Genomic DNA, 18,271 nt, shown 5'->3' on the forward strand with positions numbered 1-18,271 from the left:
CGTACCAGGACGAGAGCTCCTCGGGAGCCGCACCGGTGCGCAGCGCGGTCGTGTCGGCGAGGCGAGCCGCCACGCGGGCAGGGTCGCCGTCGCCGGAGCCCGGCTCGGCCTCGGCGGGGTCGGCTGCTCCGGAGCTGGCGAACGACTCGGCGAGGGAGAGGTCCTCCGGCTGCTCAGCTCCCCACTCGAGTGCACGGCTCAGCGCGTCCGCGCCGGTCGTGCCAGTGTCCAGGGGCGAGCCGTCGATGCCGGTCGAGCGGATGCCGGTCAGATCGACCGCCGTCGCGGCGATCCCGGCGTCCGCGACGCTCTCGCGCAGGGCGGCGCCCGCGCCGGTGAGGGCCCACGCACCGGCCTCGACGGCGATCGGCCAGCCGTCGGGAGTCAAGGTCGCGATGCGCCCGCCGGTGCGGTCACGCGCCTCCACCACGGTCACGTCGAAGCCCGAGTCGACCAGGCGTCGCGTGGCGACAGCCCCGGCTAGTCCCGCCCCGACGATCGCGATGCGCTCACCCTCCTCGGCGACGGTGCTGATCTCGGCGGCCGCGCGGACACCGGAGTTCCAGGCGCCCTGGAGTGTGCCCGGCGTCTGGGTGTCGGTGGCTTCGCCGGCGAGGAACAGCCGGTCGAGGACGGAGCCCGCGAGGTCGGAGCGGTCCTGCGGCCTCGCACTGACAGGCAGGTAGGAGACGGAGCCGAGCGCGTACGGGTCGCTCCCCCAGGCCGAACGCACGAAGGCGGCCGGTGCCGGGACGGCGGTCGTGCTGGTCGTGGGTACGGGCGCCTTAGTGACGGAGCGGGTCGGCCTCGGACGGGACGGCGTGCACCCCACGAGGGCCAGGAGCCCGACCCCGGTGACGGTTCCCGAGAGGAAGAGGCGGCGTCCGATCGTCATCCCGGCCATCCTACTTCTCGGCGTTCCGCGGGGGCGCTGCGGCTGCTCCCGTCGTGCGGCCGCCCCGCACTGCCCTGCTCCGCCCATCGAAGGCAAGGCCGCGCGGTCACAGCTCGCCGGATGGTAGACCTGGGGCATGAGCAACGACATCCGTGCACTCGCTGAGGGCGAGAGCTACCTCGCCTTCTTCCAGGGCGGGCCGTTCGACGGCCAGACCGATAGCCGCGTCAGCACCGAGGGGAGCTACGAGAAGGAGGTCGACGTCTACGCCGCCGTCGACGGCCAGGAGACGCACCTCGTGTACACCGCCTTCACGGCGAAGGAGGTCGGCGAGGCGGTCCATGTGACATACACGATCGACGCTTCTGACTCCGATCCGATCGAGGACCCGGAGGACCGCGGCGGCGGATTCCAGTAGCCGCACGCCCACTCGGATGCCGCCTCGGCGCCGCGCTCAGCGCGGCCGGGGCGGCATCTGCGCGCGAGGACGCGCCATCTCACGACTCCGACACTTCCGACTTCCTAGGATGATGCTTCCTCACGTCGCGGCGGAACCCGCTCCACCGCCATACCCTGGGAGCCGCCGCAGTGACCGATCCGCTGACCCGATCCATGCCGCTCCACGGCGCCTCCGCTCAGCACTGGCTCAAGGAACGGGGTAGCCAGGCCGACGCTGATCCGGCCTTCACTCTCGTCGGGCACGAGACCTCCGCCGACGGAGTGCTCCTCCGGCGGCTCTGGCACACGCCGGGGTCGATCCGTTTCCGACCGACGGCCGGCCCCGATCCGTCGTCGCTCGTGCTCCTGCTCCCGCTCGAGGGGGTGTTCTCCGTGACGTGCGGCCAGGAGCAGGCGATCGTCCGGCACGGGAGTGTCGCAGCCCTGCCAGCGGGATCGTCGGGGACGATCAGCACGAGTGCGCCCAGCTCGCGGCTCGTCCTGATGGTGCGGCCCGCGGGCGTCGTCGGCCGCCCCCACGGGCTCAGCGTCTCCTCCTCCCCCGCCGTACCCGTGCTGCTGGCAGTAGCGAACGCCCTGCTCGACGCCGGCCTCCCCATCGACGACGGGTTACAGACTGCGCTGGAAGGGCTCGCGGCCTCGGTGCTCGTGGTCTGATGCTCGCGGCCTCGGTGCTCGCGGTCTCGGTGCTCGCGGTCTCGGTGCTCGTGGTCTGAGCGGAGCTGTCAACCCTCCCCGGCGCGACCATCCACCGCGGCGGGCGTCCTCGAACATCGGATGACGCCGACCGACGGCGCCGGAAGGAGCACTGGCCTTGACCGACGTCACCGCCCATCACGGACTCGTCAAGGACACCGACCTGCACGTCGATGACACCGGCGGATCGGGTCGCCCCGTCGTCCTCATCCACGGCTGGCCCCTGTCGGGCGAGTCGTGGAAGGAGCAGGTACCCGCGTTCGTCGAGGCCGGCTACCGCGTCGTCACCTACGACCGTCGCGGCTTCGGCCGCAGCGACAAGCCGCTCACCGGCTACACCTACGACACGCTCACCGAGGACCTGCACACCCTGCTCACCGAACTCGACCTGCAGAACGTCACCCTGGTCGGCTTCTCGATGGGCGGCGGCGAGGTCGCCCGCTATTTCACCACCTACGGCGCCGAGCGCCTGCACAGCGTGGTCTTCGCCTCGGCCGTCCCGCCGTACCTGATGAAGACCGACGACAACCCGGACGGCCCGCTCGAGAAGGCGCAGGCCGCGCAGATGACCGCGGGCCTGACGGCGAACGAGGACGATTTCTACGACCAGTTCACCACCGACTTCTTCTCGGTCGATGGCGTGCTGAAGGTGACGCAGGAGCAGCGCCAGGAGGCGCTCGCACTCGCGAAGCAGTCCTCCAAGCACGCGGCCCTCGCCTGCATGACGGCCTTCGCGACCACCGACTTCCGCGAGGACCTACCGAATGTGTCGGTCCCGGCGCTCATCATCCACGGCGACGGTGACGGCACTGTCCCGTTCGAGGGCTCCGGCGCGCGCACGCACGCGGCGATCCGTGGATCCGAGCTGCATGTGGTGAGCGGCGCGCCGCACGGAGTGACGGTGAGCCACCCCGAGGAGTGGAACCGCGTGGTCCTGGAGTTTCTCGCGAAGTAGTCGTGGCCCGGCGTTCGCAACCGAGGTCAGGAACGCTCGCGACGCCGGTTGGCAGCGTTCCGGCGCTTCTGACCTCGGTTGCGAACGAGCGGGGGCTCAGGGCAAGCGCGCCACGACCGCGCGCGCGATGCGCCGGCCCGAGCGGGTCGCTCCGATGGTCGAGGCCGTCGGCCCGTAGCCGGCGAAGAAGATGCGCGGGTCGGTCACCGAGGCGCCGTCGGCGACCGCGATACCGCCCTCGCGCTCCCGCAGCCCGAGCGGAGCGAGGTGACGCAGCTCGGGCCGGAAGCCGGTCGCCCAAATAATTGCGTCAGCGCGCGTGAAGGAGCCGTCCGGCCACCGGACGCCGTCCTCCTCGATCGCCGAGAACATCCCGCGCTCGCGCAGAATCCCGCGCTCGAGGCCCGCGACCACCCGTCGGGTGCGCTGCACCCCGGTACCGCCGACAATGCTCGGGAGGGGCAGGCCTGCACGCGCGGCGCGGTCCTGCTCGGCCACCGCATCCACCGCCGATTCCATCGCGAGCTGTTCGCCGTCGCGGTAGACGACCGGCCGCCGCGTCGCCCAGGTCAGCGAGCGTGCCACCCGCTCCAGCTCGAGCAGGAACCCGATCGCCGAGGTGCCGCCACCGACCACAAGCACCTGCTGCCCGGCGAAGTCCTCCGCGCGGACGTACTCGGTCGGGTCGATCTGCACGCCGCGGAAGCGCTCACGTCCGGGGTAGTGCGGGATGAAGGGCGAACCCCAGGTGCCGGTGGCGTTGACGAGCAGGTGCGCGCGCTCGATCGTGCGGTCGGTGTCGATGAGGAGCGACGACCCCGTGTCGCGTGGTGTCGCGCTGGTGACGCGCCGCACGGCTTCGGGGCGGCGCACGTCGAGCCCGAGCTCCTGCTCATAGCGTCGGTAGTACTCGCGGACCACGTCGCGCGCCGGGCGTCGGCGGTCGGCCGTCTGGAACGACAGCCCCATCTGCTCCATGCCGGGGAGGTCGTGCACGCGGTGTGCAGAGCCGAGCCGCAGCGCCTCCCAGCGGAATTGCCAGGCACCTCCCGGCTCGGGCCCGCGATCCAGGAGCACCAGGTCGCGGCCGGGAACGAGGCCCAGCCGGCGCAGGTAGTACGCCACCGACAGGCCCGCCTGACCCGCGCCGATCACCACGACGAGGCGCGGTGGGGCGACACTGTCCACGGTGCTCCTGACCCGGTAGAGGATGGGGGCCGTCCGGCGAATTGACGCCCGGGGTGGTGTGTTCCCTGTCTGCTAAACTACCGCGTAGATTTCAACTTTTCCTGTCTGCTATTTTCCCCAGCCGGCTCACTGCCCGTCTGGCCTGTCATCGTGAGGGGGTCACCCGTGGGGCGAGGCCGTCAAAAGGCGAAGAACACCAAGATCGCCCGTGAGCTGAAGTCGTTCAGCCCGGCGGTCGATTACAGCGCGCTCGAGCGCGAACTCAGCCACCCGGATGAGCCGGACTACTCCAAGTGGATCGACGCCGAGGACGACGGCGACGACACGGATCTCGTCGAGGAGCCGCACCAGAAGCGTGCCTAACTCCTCGCGTGAACAGGGGCCGCGCCCTCGGGCCGGCGCCGTTGCGGGTGAGGCGGAGCCGTCCGACGGCGAGGTCCGGCAGCTCTCCACCCGGATCGCCTACGAGACCCAGTGGCTCCGCGTCCGCGAGGACGATGTGCTCTGGCCGGGCGGTGTCCGCGGCGTCTACTCGGTCGTCGAGCGCGACGACTACGCCCTCGTGCTTCCTCGCGAGCGCGAGGGCTTCTGGTTGGTCGAGCAGTACCGGTACCCGGTCGGCCGCCGCGCGTGGGAGTTCCCGGCCGGAGGCTGGCCGCACGGGTCGGTCGGCGGCGGCGCCGAGGCCCTGGCCCGCGCCGAGCTGCGCGAGGAGACGGGCCTCCGAGCCGGTCGCCTCACGCACCTCGGTCGGCTCTCGGAAGCGTACGGATTCGTCGCGCAGTCCGTCGATGTGTTCCTCGCAGAGGAGTTCGAGCACGGCGAGCACGAGCGTGAGCAGACCGAGCAGGACATGCGGCAGCAGTGGTTCGCAGACTCGGAGGTCGCGGCGATGGTCCGCTCCGGAGCGATCATCGAGACCGCCGCAGTGGCCGCGCTCGCTCTGTTCCACCTGGAGCGCGGCTCACTGCGCTGAACCCGTTCTCTCGCTTTCTTGCGCTCCGTGCCGAACGTCGGTGGTCACTGAAAGACTGACCGGAGGAGTACTTCCCCGCCCGTACGGCTGCCCGTGTGGCAGTCGGAGCGTCGTGGGAGCGACCTCGAGGAAGCGCGAGAGTTCTACGCCGGCTCGTACAACGGCTCCGGATTCCGGGCCGAGCGGACGGTCGTGCCGTTCGCTTTCCGCTACACGACGACCGGGCCCGGGCCGGTCAGCCTGCACTCCGCGTCTTTCCTGGGCCGGGTGCGCGGCACAGTCGCCCCGGGCGACGTCTACGTGGCTCTCTGGTTGACCGCGGGGCGCGCCTCCCTCGACCTCGGGCGCGACGAGCACCGGCTCGTCGGCGGGCGAACTCGTGGTCGGCGAGGTAGCAGCCCGCTGGGGATTCATCAGCGGCCGGCGCTTCGCTCAGCACTACGCGGTCCGTTTCGGCGAGCTCCCGCGCGAGACCCTGCACCGCTGAGCGCGCCGATCCGCGCTGATCCTCCGCACCTCCGGCTCGCCGGATCGCGTCCGGCGTGCCAGAGGGGCCGGATCCTGCGAGCCGGACGCGGTTCCGCGAACCCCGGGCTCCGGCGATCAGCCGGCGTACGACCCGATCAGACGCACGGCACCGCCGTCGACGCCCTTCGCCCCCTGCTCGAAACCGTCGAGTCCGCGCACCGCCGTCGAGACACGGCCGGCTATCCAGGACGGCACGCCCGAGCACCCGAGGCGCGCGACCACTCCCTCGGCAGCGTCCGCCGCGACCACCGCGACCATCCCGATGCCCAGATTCCAGGTGCCTTCGGTGCTCTCGAGCGTCGCGCCCGACATCCCGGCGAGCGCCCGGAACACCTCGGACGGGCTCCAGCTCGCGCGCTCGACCTCGGCCCAGGAGCCGCGCGGCAGGACGCGGGCGAGGTTCGCGGCGATCCCGCCTCCGGTGACGTGGCTGATCGCGTGGACCGCCGGGCCGAGTTCGGCGTCGTCGAGGAGGTCGAGCAGGGGGCGGGTGTAGAGCCGGGTCGGCTCGAGCAGCACCTCGCCGACCACACCGCCCAGTTCCGCCGAGCGGTCGGTGAAGCCGATGCCGCGCTCGGCGAGGATGTGGCGCACGAGCGAGTAGCCGTTCGAGTGCAGTCCGGAGGAGGCCATCGCCACCACGACGTCGCCGTCGCGCACGCGGTCGGCGCCGCGCACCTGATCCGCCTCGATCGCGCCCACGGCCGCCCCCGCCACGTCGTAGTCGTCGGGCCCGAGCAGGCCCGGGTGCTCGGCCGTCTCGCCGCCGACGAGTGCAGTGCCCGTCTCGGAGCAGGCGCGAGCGATTCCCGCGACGATGTCCGCGATTCGGGCCGGTGCGACCTTGCCGCAGGCGATGTAGTCAGTCATGAAGAAGGGGCGCGCACCGACCACGACGATGTCGTCGACGACCATGCCCACCAGGTCCTGCCCGATGGTGTCGTGCTTGTCGATCGCCTGCGCCAGCGCGACCTTGGTGCCGACGCCGTCGGTCGAGGTCGCCAGGAGCGGCGCACGGAAGTCACGGAGGAAGGAGACGTCGTACAGGCCCGCGAATCCGCCGACCCCGCCGAGGACCCGGTTGTCGTGCGTGGCCGAGACCGCCGACCTCATCAGCTCGACGGCGAGATCCCCCGCCGCCGTGTCGACTCCGGCGCGGGCGTAGCTGCTCGTCTCATCACTCACGCGACGACCCTACCGACTGCACTCGCCCGCCACGGCGCACACTCGCCTCCTCTGCCGGCGCTCCGCTGCGGCACCGGTCGTCACGCGCCACCTCGGGGCGATCCGTCACCGCCTGCGGCAAGATCGGAGGGATGCAGCTGCAGCGCGTGGGACCGACGGACGTCGATGAGGTGCGCGCCTTCCTCGCCGACGCCGATCTCACCCTGGCCGGGCTCGACTCCTCCTCGGTGCGCGTGTGGCTCGAGCGCGATGCAAGCGGCCGCACCGTCGGCAGCACCGGCTGGGAGTCGAGCGCCGACGGCCGCCACGCGTTGATCCGGAGCGTTGCCGTGGCCGTCGACCGTCGAGGCAACGGGGCGGGGAGCCGCCTCGCCCGGCACGCGCTCGCCGACGCCGCCCGAAGCGGAGCCCGCCGCGCCTGGCTGTTCTCCCGCCGCTCCGGCCCGTTCTGGCAGTCGCTCGGATTCGCGCCAACGGAACGCGACGAACTCGTGGCGGCTCTCGCCGACACGCACCAGGTGCGGCTCTTCGCCGAGTCGGGGCAGCTCGCCCGCGAAATCGCCTGGTCGCTCGAGCTCGGGCCATGCCTCGACTACCCGGCCGATCCGCCGGTCCGCACCCCGCCGCAGCCCCGCTCAGCACCGGATCCGCCCACGGCGACCCATTAGGGGATGTGTGCCCCGCGTGCCAGGATGGACCGTCAACCCCCCCTGCTATCCCCTTGGGAGCCCCTCCGGCATGTGCGGAATCGTTGGGATCGTGTCCTCCGGACCGGTCAACCAGTCCATCTACGACAGCCTCTCCCTCCTGCAGCACCGCGGCCAGGACTCGACCGGGATCGCGACCGCCGACGGCAGCACCCTGCACATCAAGAAGGCGGCCGGGCAGGTCCGTGAGGCGTTTCGCACTCGCGACATGCGCTCGCTGCTCGGGACGATGGGCCTCGGCCACGTCCGTTACGCGACGAAGGGCAATGCCGAGCGCGAAGAGGAGGCGCAGCCGTTCTACGTGAACGCGCCGTACGGCATCATCCTCGTCCACAACGGCAACCTCACGAACACGCGCGAACTCACCGAGGAGCTCTTCCGCGTCGACCGCCGCCACCTCAACACCACCTCCGACACGGAGCTGCTGGTGAACGTGCTCGCCAACGAGCTGCAGGCCTCGATGTCGGGACGCGACCTCGACGCGGACGAGATGTTCGACGCGGTCGCCCGGGTGCACGAGCGCGTCGAGGGCTCCTACGCGACCATCGCGCTGATCGCCGGCGTCGGGCTGCTCGCCTTCCGTGACCCGTTCGGGATCCGTCCGCTCATCGTCGGCCGCCGCAGCAACACGGGCGCTCCGGATGACTGGGTCCTCGCCTCCGAGTCGCTCGTGCTTGAGGCGCAGGGCTTCGAGATCGTGCGCGATGTCGCTCCGGGCGAGGCCGTGTTCATCACGGCCGACGGGCAGATGGCCAGCCGTCAGTGCGCGAAGGACCCTCGTCTCATTCCGTGCTCGTTCGAGTACGTCTACCTCGCCCGCCCCGACTCCGTGATGTCCGGGATCTCGGTCTACGAGGCGCGGCTGCGCCTGGGCGACCGCCTCGCTGGCACCGTCGCCCAGTACACCCCGAGCGGAGCGATCGACGTCGTCATGCCGATCCCCGACTCCTCCCGCCCCGCCGCGATGCAAGTGGCGAAGAAGCTAGGGATCGAGTACCGCGAAGGCTTCTACAAAAATCGCTACGTCGGCCGGACGTTCATCATGCCGGGTCAGGCAGTCCGCAAGAAGTCGGTGCGGCAGAAGCTCAACGCGATGTCGAGCGAGTTCACGGGCAAGAATGTCCTGATCGTCGATGACTCGATCGTGCGCGGCACCACCTCGAAGGAGATCGTCGAGATGGCGCGCGCGGCCGGCGCGAACACGGTCACCTTCGCCTCCGCTGCTCCCCCCGTGCGCTACCCGCACGTCTACGGGATCAACATGCCCTCGCGCCAGGAGCTTGTGGCCCACAACCGCCGCATCCCCGAAATCTCCGAGGCGATCGGCGCCGACCACCTGATCTACCAGGAGGTGGCCGATATGAAGGCCGCGATCCTCGAGGGCTCAGACGTCACCGACCTCGAAACCAGCTGCTTCACCGGCGAGTACGTCACCGGCACCGTCACGCCGGAGTATTTGGACTGGGTCGAGCGCACGCAGCTGAGCTGAGGCGTCCGGCCGTCACCGCCGCGCGCGGGCAGCGAACTCGCGGCGGGACACGATCGGGGTCGGCCGGGTGAGCACCTGCTCCTCGGTGTCGCGCGACGCATCCTCGAGGAGCGTCAGATCACGGCCCCGGGTCTCAGGAGTGACGACGGTGGTCGCGAGGGTGATCACCGCCAGCACGGCGACGTAGATCGCGATCGGGAGCCACGATCCTCCGCTCGTAGCGATGAGGAACGCGCCGAGGGTGGGCGCGATGCCGCCCGCGAGCACGGCCGAGAACTCCCGCGCCGTCGCGACGCCGATGTAGCGGTGCCGGTTGCCGAACATCTCCGGCAACAGCGCGCACTGGGCGCCTAGCATGCTGTTGACGCCCACGCCGATCGCTACGGCGATGACCACGATCACGACGGCCGCGTTGCCCAGCGAGAGCGCCCACCATCCGGGGAAGGCGAGCAGCAGGAGCACCGCCGCCCCGAAGCGGTAGACCGGAAGGCGGCCGAAGCGGTCGGAGAGGTGCCCGGCGAGCGGCACCGAGACGATCCCGACCACCGACGCGACCGCGACCGCGAGCGGACCGATCGACGGATCGACTCCGATCGTGCCGACCGCGAAGCTCACGGCGAGGGTATTGAAGAGATACGAGCCGCCGTTCTCGGCCATCCGCAGTCCGATCCCGCGGAGCACGTCGGGAAAAGAGCGCCCGATCACCTCGCGCAGCGGATTGCCGGCCACCTGCTCCTGCGCCTCGAGCTCGACGAAGGTGGGACTCTCACGCAGGCGCAGGCGGATGAAGACCGCAACGCCGATGAGGAGGATCGAGGCGAGGAACGGGATCCGCCACACGCCCGAGAGCAGGACGTTCTCGGGCAGCGTGCCCAGGTAGGTGAAGACGATCGCCGCCAGCAACGTGCCCGCCTGGATCCCGACGAACGGCAGCGCGGCGTAGAAGCCGCGGCGGCGGACCGGCGCGTACTCGGCCATCAGCACTGAGGCGCCCGCCTGCTCGGCACCGGCGCCGAATCCCTGGAGGAGCCGGAGGACCACGAGGAGGATCGGCGCCCAGATCCCGACCTGGTCGTAGGTGGGGAGGGCTCCGATCAGCGTGCTCGCTCCGCCCATCAGCGCGATGGTGATCAGGAGCACCCACTTGCGGCCGAGCCGGTCGCCGACCGTGCCGAAGAAGAGGCCACCGAGCGGGCGGGCGAGGAACCCGACGCCGTAGACCGCGAAACTCGCGACGAGCCCCACGGCGGGGTCGAGGCCGGCGAAGAAGAGCTGCGCGAAGATCAGCGCCGAGGCGAGCCCGTAGAGCGCGAAGTCGTAGTACTCGAGGGCACTGCCCACGCTCGAGGCGAGGGTCGCGCGGCGCAGGTCGGCCGCGTACCCGGGGTCCCGCATGGCGCGGGAGTGGGCGTCGTTGCTCACAGTGACTCCTTCGTCGGTGACGGCAGCCGACGAGGACCGCCTACCAGCACCGTAACACTGTGCTGAACAACGGACAACAGGGTGAACGGAATGCCCAGTACAGCGGCGATTGCGGACAACGGGTGCTGCAGCCAAGGCTCGCTCACCACGATCGAGGCAGGCGCCGACCCCGCGGTGCACCGTCTCGAGGAGTACCCGTGATCTACCGAATCCTGCCGTTCCTGCTCACCTTCGTCGCCAAGCGCATCTCGACGTCGCAGAAGGCGAAGCGGACGGGCGGACGCCGACTAGACCCGGTCCGTGCCTGTCGCCTCATCGTCGGCGGCCGCCTCGACAGCGGGCCGAGCCGGCTCATGCTCCTTGCGCTCGACGATCCGCTCGGCGGTCCTGCGGACGATCCTCCGGCCGACGACTCGGTCGAGCAGGACCACGACGAGCCCCGCGAGAGCGCCGAATAGCGTCACGAAGAGCAGCAGACTAAAGCCAAAGACCTGCCCGCGCGAGAAGCCGCTCGTCTCGGGCAGCGCGAAGGTCAGCACGAACGCCGCGATCGCTCCGAGCCCGACGCCGAGGGCCAGGATCCGCCAGACGCGCGGGGAGCGGCGGACGTCGACCTCTTCGCGGGTGACCTCGGGGCCGACGGGATCGCTCATGGCTCCATTCTCTCCCGCGCGAGCGAGCGCACGGCACCGTGATCGCTCAGAGCGCGTGGACGAGGCGCCCGGCCTGCGCGCGCAGCTCGCGGACGACGGTGCGGACCGAGAGCCGTTCCGCCCGATCCGGCCGCATCAGCGCCACGATGTGCCGTACCGAGTTCATTCCCCGGAGCGGTTTCACGACTATCCCGGTGCCGCCCGCGGTATAACGCGGGAGCACCGCGATGCCCAGGCCCGCCGCGACGAACGCCTCCGTCACGCGGGTAGACGCGAAGCGCTGCTCCACTCGCACCGCCTCACCCGATGCGGCCTCGATGTCCTGCATCACCCGCTCGAACGGGAACCCGTCGGGGACACCGATCCAGGTTTCGCCGACGAGATCGGCCGCCGTGACCGTCGCGCGATCGGCGAGGCGGTGGCCCGCGGGGAGCCCGATGTCGAGCGGCTCGATCATCAGCTCGGCCATCGCCAGACCGCGTCCGGCCCAAGCGCTGCGTCCGGTCGGCGAGTGCGCGAGCACGATGTCGAAGTCGGCGGTCAGGTCGGCGAATTCGTCGGTGCCGGGGTCCGCGTCCTCGCACTGCACGACCAGCCCCTCGACGCTACGCAGCGCGACCAGCGCGTTCGGAAGGAGCATCTGCCCGGCGGTCGGGAAGGTCGCGATCGTCACCTCGCCGATCGGGTTGTTCGTGAAGGTCCGCCAGACAGCGTCGGCCCGCTCGAGCGCGATCGCGATCTCGGTGGCGCTGCGGGCGAGCTCACGTCCGGCCGCCGTGAGCACTACACCCCGGCCCGCGCGCTCGATCAGCGGCACGCCGGCCTCGCGCTCGAGCACTTTGAGCTGCTGAGAGACCGCGGAGGGTGTGCGGTGTGTCGCCGCCGCCACCGCTGCGATCGAGCGGCGCATCGAGAGCTCGCGGAGCAGTTCCAGCCGTCGCACATCCATGCAGAGACGTTACACGGTAGAAAAACTACAGATCAGGGCAAGATCTCTTCGATTGTCCTAAGGAACACAGCAGCGGAGAGTTGACGCTGTACAGAGCATCCGGGCGGATCGACCAGACGCCGCCGCAACGAAAGGCAGAACATTCATGAGCATCGCAATCCTCGTCGTCCTCAGTGGTCTCGCCGCATGGGGCGCGGTGTCGTCGGTGCTCGTCGCCAGCCGTGATGGCTACCGCCAGGTCCCCGCGCAGCACTGAACCCCGCCGCTGCGCGAGAGCACCTCACCGCGAGAGCACCCCATCGCGTTCGAACGCCGTCTCCCCTGAGGGAGGCGGCGTTCTCGCGTAGGAGGCGCACCTGTGCCGCGCTCCCGCACACAGCGACGGGCCCCCGACCAGAGTCGAGGGCCCGTCGTCCGCGCAGTGCGGCTACTTCTTCGAGGCGGTGCGCCGGCGCAGGCGCGCGAGCGTCATGCCCAGTCCGAGCAGCAGCGCAGTGATCCCAGCGACGAACGCAGGAGTCGCGTCCACTCCGGTCTCGGCGAGGTGGTGCGAGCCGGCGACAGGAGCAGAAACTAGCGCGGGGCCCGTGCCGGGCGTGGTGGTCGGCGCGGGCGCCGGCTCCGTGATCGGTCCGGGAGCCATGCCCGCTCCGGCTCCGGCCGCGACGGCGAAGCCGAGGGTGATCTCGGTTCCCGTGCTGTCAAGCGCGAAGGTCGCGGTATGCGCACCACCCGCCAGGCTCTCGTCGATCGGGACCGAGAACGAGGCGCGACCGGTCGAGTCGTCGGTGACGGCCCGGGTCGGGTCGATCGTCGCGGTGCCGACGACAGTGCCGTCGATGCTCGCGGTCACCGTCGCGTCGGCCGCGGCTCCGGTGCTGAACAGGAGCGAGGAGAGGTCGACGGTCATGGTGTTCCCGACTGCGTACTCGCCAGAGTCCGGGACGTTGTCGGTCAGGCCGATCGTGCGCTGCACGGGGTCGGGGCTGACGGCGCCGAGGTCCTGGATGTAGCCGACGAAGGCGTCCAGGTCGATCCGGCCGGAGTCGGCCATGCCGGCACCCTTGGTGAAGGTGCTGAAGCCGTCGCCGCCGCTCGCGAGGAAGCTGCTGGTCACGACAGTGAAGGTCGCGGCCGGGTCGATCGGCTCGTTCTGGAAGAACACCTGCGAGATGCGCGAGCCCTCGGGGGCTGCGGCGTCGAAGACGTAGGTGAGGTCCTTCGAGGTCGAGAGATTCAGCTGAGGGTGGCTGGAGCTGCCGACCCACTGCTCTTCGAGGAGCTCGGAGATCTGGGCGCCGGTCAGCTGGAGCGTCACCAGGGTGTTGGCGAAGGGCTGCGCGTCGGAGGCCTCGGCGTAGGTGACCACGCCGTCCGCGTCGCCGGGCTGGTTAGGGGTCGCCGTGTAGGAGAGGTCGTCCCGCAGGCCGCCCGCGTTCGAGAAGGCGATCTGCGTGCCGAGCTCGCGGGTCGCCCAGAGCTGCGCGTCCGAGACCAGGTTGCCGAGGGTCGACTCCGAACCGCGGTTGGTCGTCGTCCCGTCCGGGCGGTAGGCGCGCGAGATATCCTCGGTGATGGTGCCGACCTTCACGCTGCCCTCGCGAACGGCGACAGCCTGGGCGTCCGCGACGATGGCGTCGATCGCGGGGTCTGCCGTGAAGGCGCCGACGATGATCGTCTTGGCCGGGTCATCGGAGTTGGGGTCGTCGACGACCTTGGTGAGCGGCACGACCTCGCTGGTGAGCGAGGTGAGCTGCTTGGTCGCGGGGTCGACGGTGAGGGACATATGGCCGATGTTCTCGGCATAGCTGCCGGTCTGCGAGACGACCGTCGGGAAGGCCCGGCCGGCGTCGATGGCCGCGTTGTACTCCTGGTGGCTGTGGCCCGACACGATCGCGTCGACGTTCGGAGCCACAGCGGTGACGATCGCGCCGAATGTCGGGTCCGCCTGCGGCGTGTTCAGGCCAGCAGCATCGGCATCGGCTCCCTCGTGCAGGAGCAGGACGACCACGTCGGCCTCGTCGTTCGCGGCGTCGCCGTCCTGGAGCTGCGCGGCGACCTCGTTGACGTTCTCGGCGATCGGCTCGACCGAGAGCGTCGAGATCTCGGAGGGGCTGACCAGGTCGCCCAGGTCCTCGGTGATCGCGCCGATGAAGGCGACGGAGACGCCGTCCTGCTCGGTGATCACATAAGGGGAGTAGGCGCGCTTGCCGGTCGCCGTGTCGTACAGGTTTGCGTTCACGTAGGGGAACGCCGAGGCGTCCACGATGCGACCGTCGACGTCGTCGCGGCCCTTGTCGAACTCGTGGTTACCGAGCGTGCTGACGTCCAGGCCCATCGCGTTGAGCGAATCGAGCGTGGGGATGTCGCCCTGAACGTTCGAGAGGAAGGTCGACGCTCCGATGTTGTCACCGGCCGAGACGAACAGCGTGTTCGGGTTGGCGGCGCGGTACGAGTCGATGGCGCCGCCGAGGACCGCGGCTCCGGCGACGGAGCGGTCGGCGGCGAGCCGTCCGTGGAAGTCGTTGATCGAGAGGATGTCGATGGCGACATCGCCCTCGGCGGCAGCGGCGGGCGTGGCGCCGAGCAGGGTCGCTCCGGCGACGGCGCCGACGGCGGTCGCGGAGAGGAGTCGGACGAGGCCGCGTCGGCCGGGGGAAGTACTGCGCATCGTGAAGAGGACTCCAAGCATCGAGCGGTGGATCCGGAGCGGATTCGTACCGTGTGAGGGGGGTATTCCCAGACAACCCGACGCCGGACCCCAGGTCAAATCCTCTGGAGAGGGATCGCCGATGCGTTTACGAGAAGTTAACTCGCCGCTGTGTCGCCCACCCACAGGATCGGGAGGAACGGCGTCAGGTCCGCGCGCACACCGGACGCGTGGATCCGCCCGCTCGCCAGGCCCTCGCTCCACGGGAGGGAGCCGGTCGCGAGCGGCAGCCACGTCGCCGCATCCATCTCGATCACGTTCGGCGGAGTGCCGCGGGTGTGGCCGGGGCCCTCGACGCACTGCGCGGCGCCGAACGGCGGCACCCGCACCTCGACGCTGCGCCCGGGGACGTTCGTCTCGATGATCTGCAGGAGGAAGCGCACCGCGGTCGCCGTCGTGTCCCGATCCGCCCCGACGGCGAGCGCCGCCCGCACCGCGGATTGCCCGCTCGCCTCGTCGATCCTGCCCTTGGCCATGCCCCCCATCCTCCCCTCCCTCTCGCCGCTCGCCGCTCGCCTCTCGCCGCGAGATGCCACTTGTGACGCCGCTCCTCGGCGTGTCGTCATCACAAGTGGCATCTCGCGGAGGGGGACGACGGGGGGACCGGGGGCGGGCGGGGCGCTCTATTCTGTCAGGGTGAAGATCCTCGTCCTCGGTTCCGGTGCCCGCGAGCACGCCATCATCACAGCCCTCCTCGCGGAGGAGGAGAGCCACGAGATCATCGCCGCGCCCGGTAATGCGGGCATCGCGCGGGACGTCGAGGTCATTCACTTCGACACGAACAGCCCCCGCCTCGTCACCGACTTCGCCGTCGAACAGGGCGTCGAACTCGTCGTGATCGGCCCGGAGGCACCGCTGGTCGCGGGAGTCGCCGACGCCCTCCGCCAGCGCCACATCCCGACCTTCGGACCCGACCGGGCCGCCGCCGCCCTTGAAGGCTCGAAGACCTTCGCCAAGCGTGTGATGGACATGGCCCGCGTCCCCACCGGCCGCGCCACCCGCGTCTCGACCCTGGTCGATGCGGTCCGCGTGATCGACGAGTACGGACTCCCCTCGGTCGTGAAGGCCGACGGTCTCGCCGCGGGCAAGGGTGTCCTCGTAACGCAGTCGCGCAGCGCCGCGATCGCGCACGCCGAGTTCTGGTTGCAGTCCGGCGACGTCCTGATCGAGGAGTTCCTCGCCGGCCAGGAGGTCTCGCTCTTCCTCCTCTCCGACGGGCACGACGTTGTCCCTCTTTCGCCCGCCCAGGACTTCAAGCGCCTCGGCGACGGCGACGAAGGCCCGAACACCGGCGGCATGGGCGCCTACTCGCCGCTGCCCTGGCTCGCCGACCGCTGGGAGAGCGAGCGAGCCTTCGTCGATGAGGTGATCGACACGGTCGCCATCCCGACCATCCGCCAGCTCCAGCGCGAGCGCACCCCCTTCGTCGGACTCCTCTACTGCGGTCTCATCGTCACTGACGCGGGCCTGCGCGTGATCGAGTTCAACGCCCGATTCGGCGACCCAGAGACCCAGGTCGTCCTTCCTCGCCTCGCCTCGCCGCTGTCGGCATTGCTGCACGCGGCGGCCACCGGCGCCCTCGCGTCGGTCCCCTGGCCCGCGTTCACCGACGAGGTAGCCGTCACCGTCGTCCTCGCGAGCGAGGGCTACCCCGAGAACGCCGTCACCGGACGCACGATCACCGGGCTGGACGCGGCCGCGGAGGTCCCCGGCGTCACCATCGCCCACGCCGCGACCCAACTGGTCGACGGCCGCTTCGTCGCGACCGGCGGCCGAGTGCTGAACGTGGTGGCTCGCGGTGCGGACTTCGCGCAGGCACGGGAGCGGGCCTACCGCGCACTCGATTTGATCCACCTCGACGGCGGGATCTACCGACGCGACATCGCTCTGAGGGTCGCGCAGTAGCGACTCGCATAGCGCCTTCGTTATGACCTTTAGACCAGGGTGCGGAGGGCCTCGGCGAGCCGGGGATGGGCGAACCTGAAGCCGGCCTCCTCGAGGCGGGCGGGGACGACCCAGCGGCTCTTCAGCAGCAGCTCAGGCTCAGTGCGGAGGAGGAAAGTCGCGGGCTCGAGGACGAAGCGGGGCGCGGGCATGCCGATCCGGCGGCCGACGGCCGACCGGAGCAGTCGCGAGAGTTCGATGTTGTCGCTCGGGTTCGGGGCTGCGAGATTCACCGGCCCCTCCAGATCGGAGGTCTCGAGGAAGCGGACCGCGCGGTACACGTCCTCGACGTGGATCCAGCTGAAGTGCTGACGGCCGAGGGTGCGCCGGTACTCGTGGTGCACGCCGGCCTCACGCCGGGAGCGCGTCGAGGGCCACGGCCCGTCGAACTGTGGACCGCCGAGCCCGAGCCGCGCCAGCCGCAGCAGGATCGCCGTCGCCGGTCCGTCGCCGAGCACGATGGTCATCCGCAGTGCGAGGCGCCGGACGCCGGACGTCTCGCCCGCGAAGAACTCCGACTCCCAGGCCCGTGCGACGTCGACCGAGAAGCCCTCGCCGAGCACGCCCTCGCCCTCGGTGTTCGCCCGCTCCTCCTCGTGCCGGTAGATCGTGGCGGTGCTCGCGTTCATCCAGACTGGCGGAGGCGTCGGCGCGGCGGCGACCGCGCGGTGCAGCTCGGCGGTGGTCGCTACCCGAGAGCGGAGGATCTCGGCGCGGTTCGCGGCGGTGTAACGGCAGTCGACGCTTTTGCCGGCGAGGTTGACCAGGAGCCGAGCGCCGTCGAGAACGCGGGTGATGCCGGCGGTGTCGCCCCAGCGCGCATCGGGCCCGGAGCGGCCGATCCGCCGCGCCGTCCAACCGTCGGCCGTGAAGCGGTGAGCGAGGTCGGTCCCGAGGAACCCGCTCGCTCCGGCGAGGACGACGACGGGCCGGTCGGTGCTGCTCATCGCTCCATCGTGCCGCACGCGCACCGAACGCGGACGAACGGCTCGGCGGCCGGGTCCGTCGTTCTTCGCGGATCGTCGGGTCCGGATCCTCGAGCAGCCGCGCCGCCGCAAGCCGCGCCCCTCGTCCGCCCGTCACCGAAGGACGCTATCCCCCCTCCGCGAGATGCCACTTGTGAGGGCGACACGCCGGGCGGGGCGCGCACAAGTGGCATCTCGCGGAGAGGAGGGGGATCCGACCGGCCACGTAGCCGCCGCAGTAGTACGCGACGAGGAGGATCACCAGCAGCGCCGATTGCGGTGACGAGCGCGGTCAGGAGGACCGCGAGCCCGGTGGCTGCGAGCCAGCCGAAGAAGGCGCAGCCGATCGTGAAGCCGCCACAGCGGTCGCGCTCGCGCTGGTGGATGTCCTTCTGGGTGGCGGCGCGGGCCTGCGTCGCCTCGGCCGAGTCAGGGGCGACGGGCGCGCAGTGCTCGGGCGACGAGTGGGCGGAGTCGGATCCGGCGCGGTCCGCAGAAGCGGCGCGGTCCGCAGAAGCGGCGCGGTCCGCAGAAGCGGCGCGGTCCGCTC

At 70.7% G+C, this 18,271-nt stretch carries 16 protein-coding genes and 1 pseudogene; 8 read left to right on the plus strand and 9 right to left on the minus strand.

The features are described from left to right. Positions 1-295 precede the first annotated feature (295 nt). Positions 296-1,045 (minus strand): annotated as a pseudogene (locus C1O28_RS15430) (FAD-dependent oxidoreductase); the annotation flags it as partial. Here C1O28_RS15430 and C1O28_RS12300 point away from each other — a divergent pair. The 3 genes from C1O28_RS12300 (at position 1,032) to C1O28_RS12310 (ending at position 3,005) form a co-directional block, all read left to right on the plus strand. Beyond that, the gene (locus C1O28_RS12300) at positions 1,032-1,313 is read left to right on the plus strand and encodes an oligoribonuclease (RefSeq protein ID WP_097167611.1); all 282 of its coding nucleotides are present in this window, start codon (positions 1,032-1,034) and stop codon (positions 1,311-1,313) included. The pseudogene C1O28_RS15430 and the gene C1O28_RS12300 overlap by 14 nt on opposite strands. A 170-nt stretch (positions 1,314-1,483) precedes the next feature. Next, positions 1,484-2,011, plus strand: a complete 528-nt coding sequence (locus C1O28_RS12305) for a hypothetical protein (RefSeq protein WP_097167612.1) — start codon at positions 1,484-1,486, stop codon at positions 2,009-2,011. Positions 2,012-2,168: 157 nt separating this feature from the next. Then, positions 2,169-3,005: an alpha/beta fold hydrolase gene (locus C1O28_RS12310; RefSeq protein ID WP_097167613.1), complete on the plus strand. Its 837-nt coding sequence runs from the start codon at positions 2,169-2,171 to the stop codon at positions 3,003-3,005. Between the two features lie 96 nt (positions 3,006-3,101). On the opposite strand, the gene C1O28_RS12315 is transcribed toward C1O28_RS12310, so the two are convergent. Beyond that, complete coding sequence (locus C1O28_RS12315; protein WP_097167614.1) at positions 3,102-4,193, minus strand: FAD-dependent oxidoreductase; 1,092 nt, start codon at positions 4,191-4,193, stop codon at positions 3,102-3,104. A gap of 165 nt (positions 4,194-4,358) precedes the next feature. Between C1O28_RS12315 and C1O28_RS12320 the strand changes: the two genes are divergently transcribed. Then, entirely contained in the window at positions 4,359-4,556 is a 198-nt protein-coding gene (locus C1O28_RS12320; protein WP_097167615.1) for a DUF3073 domain-containing protein, read from the plus strand. After that, entirely contained in the window at positions 4,549-5,169 is a 621-nt protein-coding gene (locus C1O28_RS12325; protein WP_202129670.1) for an NUDIX domain-containing protein, read from the plus strand. Before C1O28_RS12320 ends, C1O28_RS12325 begins: the two co-directional genes overlap by 8 nt. A 603-nt stretch (positions 5,170-5,772) precedes the next feature. Here C1O28_RS12325 and purM read toward each other — a convergent pair. Next, on the minus strand, positions 5,773-6,882 hold the full coding sequence (gene purM, locus C1O28_RS12330; RefSeq protein WP_097167617.1) for a phosphoribosylformylglycinamidine cyclo-ligase: 1,110 nt from the start codon (positions 6,880-6,882) through the stop codon (positions 5,773-5,775). Between the two features lie 131 nt (positions 6,883-7,013). Here purM and C1O28_RS12335 point away from each other — a divergent pair, with 131 nt between their 5' ends. Both C1O28_RS12335 and purF read left to right on the plus strand, forming a co-directional pair. Beyond that, entirely contained in the window at positions 7,014-7,550 is a 537-nt protein-coding gene (locus tag C1O28_RS12335; protein ID WP_097167618.1) for a GNAT family N-acetyltransferase, read from the plus strand. Positions 7,551-7,620: 70 nt separating this feature from the next. After that, positions 7,621-9,078, plus strand: coding sequence for an amidophosphoribosyltransferase (gene purF / locus C1O28_RS12340; RefSeq protein ID WP_097167619.1), 1,458 nt, complete (start codon positions 7,621-7,623; stop codon positions 9,076-9,078). A gap of 12 nt (positions 9,079-9,090) precedes the next feature. Here the strand turns inward: purF and C1O28_RS12345 are convergent, their stop codons facing one another. The 5 genes from C1O28_RS12345 to C1O28_RS12365 form a co-directional block, all read right to left on the minus strand. After that, complete coding sequence (locus C1O28_RS12345) at positions 9,091-10,500, minus strand: MFS transporter (RefSeq protein WP_243392095.1); 1,410 nt, start codon at positions 10,498-10,500, stop codon at positions 9,091-9,093. Positions 10,501-10,787: 287 nt separating this feature from the next. Continuing rightward, positions 10,788-11,153: a hypothetical protein gene (locus C1O28_RS12350; protein WP_097167620.1), complete on the minus strand. Its 366-nt coding sequence runs from the start codon at positions 11,151-11,153 to the stop codon at positions 10,788-10,790. Between the two features lie 46 nt (positions 11,154-11,199). Further along, the gene (locus tag C1O28_RS12355) at positions 11,200-12,102 is read right to left on the minus strand and encodes a LysR family transcriptional regulator (RefSeq protein WP_097167621.1); all 903 of its coding nucleotides are present in this window, start codon (positions 12,100-12,102) and stop codon (positions 11,200-11,202) included. Between the two features lie 427 nt (positions 12,103-12,529). Then, the gene (locus tag C1O28_RS12360) at positions 12,530-14,773 is read right to left on the minus strand and encodes a bifunctional metallophosphatase/5'-nucleotidase (protein WP_160487585.1); all 2,244 of its coding nucleotides are present in this window, start codon (positions 14,771-14,773) and stop codon (positions 12,530-12,532) included. A gap of 137 nt (positions 14,774-14,910) precedes the next feature. Beyond that, a complete protein-coding gene (locus C1O28_RS12365; RefSeq protein ID WP_097167623.1) occupies positions 14,911-15,288 on the minus strand; it encodes a sterol carrier family protein in 378 nt (125 codons plus the stop codon). A gap of 160 nt (positions 15,289-15,448) precedes the next feature. On the opposite strand from C1O28_RS12365, the gene purD reads away from it, so the two are divergent. Further along, complete coding sequence (gene purD / locus C1O28_RS12370) at positions 15,449-16,717, plus strand: phosphoribosylamine--glycine ligase (protein WP_097167624.1); 1,269 nt, start codon at positions 15,449-15,451, stop codon at positions 16,715-16,717. Positions 16,718-16,746: 29 nt separating this feature from the next. On the opposite strand, the gene C1O28_RS12375 is transcribed toward purD, so the two are convergent. Further along, the gene (locus tag C1O28_RS12375) at positions 16,747-17,703 is read right to left on the minus strand and encodes an epimerase (protein WP_097167625.1); all 957 of its coding nucleotides are present in this window, start codon (positions 17,701-17,703) and stop codon (positions 16,747-16,749) included. Between the last annotated feature and the right edge of the window lie 568 nt (positions 17,704-18,271).

Source organism: Rathayibacter rathayi (assembly GCF_004011095.1).
Classification (GTDB): Bacteria; Actinomycetota; Actinomycetes; order Actinomycetales; family Microbacteriaceae; genus Rathayibacter; species Rathayibacter rathayi.

Excerpts from the sequence above, each read along its gene's own strand:
- C1O28_RS12355 (WP_097167621.1), bottom strand. The coding sequence starts at position 12,102 with ATGGATGTGCGACGGCTGGAACTGCTCCGCGAGCTCTCGATGCGCCGC.
- C1O28_RS12335 (WP_097167618.1), top strand. The coding sequence starts at position 7,014 with ATGCAGCTGCAGCGCGTGGGACCGACGGACGTCGATGAGGTGCGCGCC.
- C1O28_RS12350 (WP_097167620.1), bottom strand. The coding sequence starts at position 11,153 with ATGAGCGATCCCGTCGGCCCCGAGGTCACCCGCGAAGAGGTCGACGTC.
- C1O28_RS12375 (WP_097167625.1), bottom strand. The coding sequence starts at position 17,703 with ATGAGCAGCACCGACCGGCCCGTCGTCGTCCTCGCCGGAGCGAGCGGG.
- C1O28_RS12300 (WP_097167611.1), top strand. The coding sequence starts at position 1,032 with ATGAGCAACGACATCCGTGCACTCGCTGAGGGCGAGAGCTACCTCGCC.
- purF (WP_097167619.1), top strand. The coding sequence starts at position 7,621 with ATGTGCGGAATCGTTGGGATCGTGTCCTCCGGACCGGTCAACCAGTCC.
- C1O28_RS12365 (WP_097167623.1), bottom strand. The coding sequence starts at position 15,288 with ATGGCCAAGGGCAGGATCGACGAGGCGAGCGGGCAATCCGCGGTGCGG.
- C1O28_RS12360 (WP_160487585.1), bottom strand. The coding sequence starts at position 14,773 with ATGCGCAGTACTTCCCCCGGCCGACGCGGCCTCGTCCGACTCCTCTCC.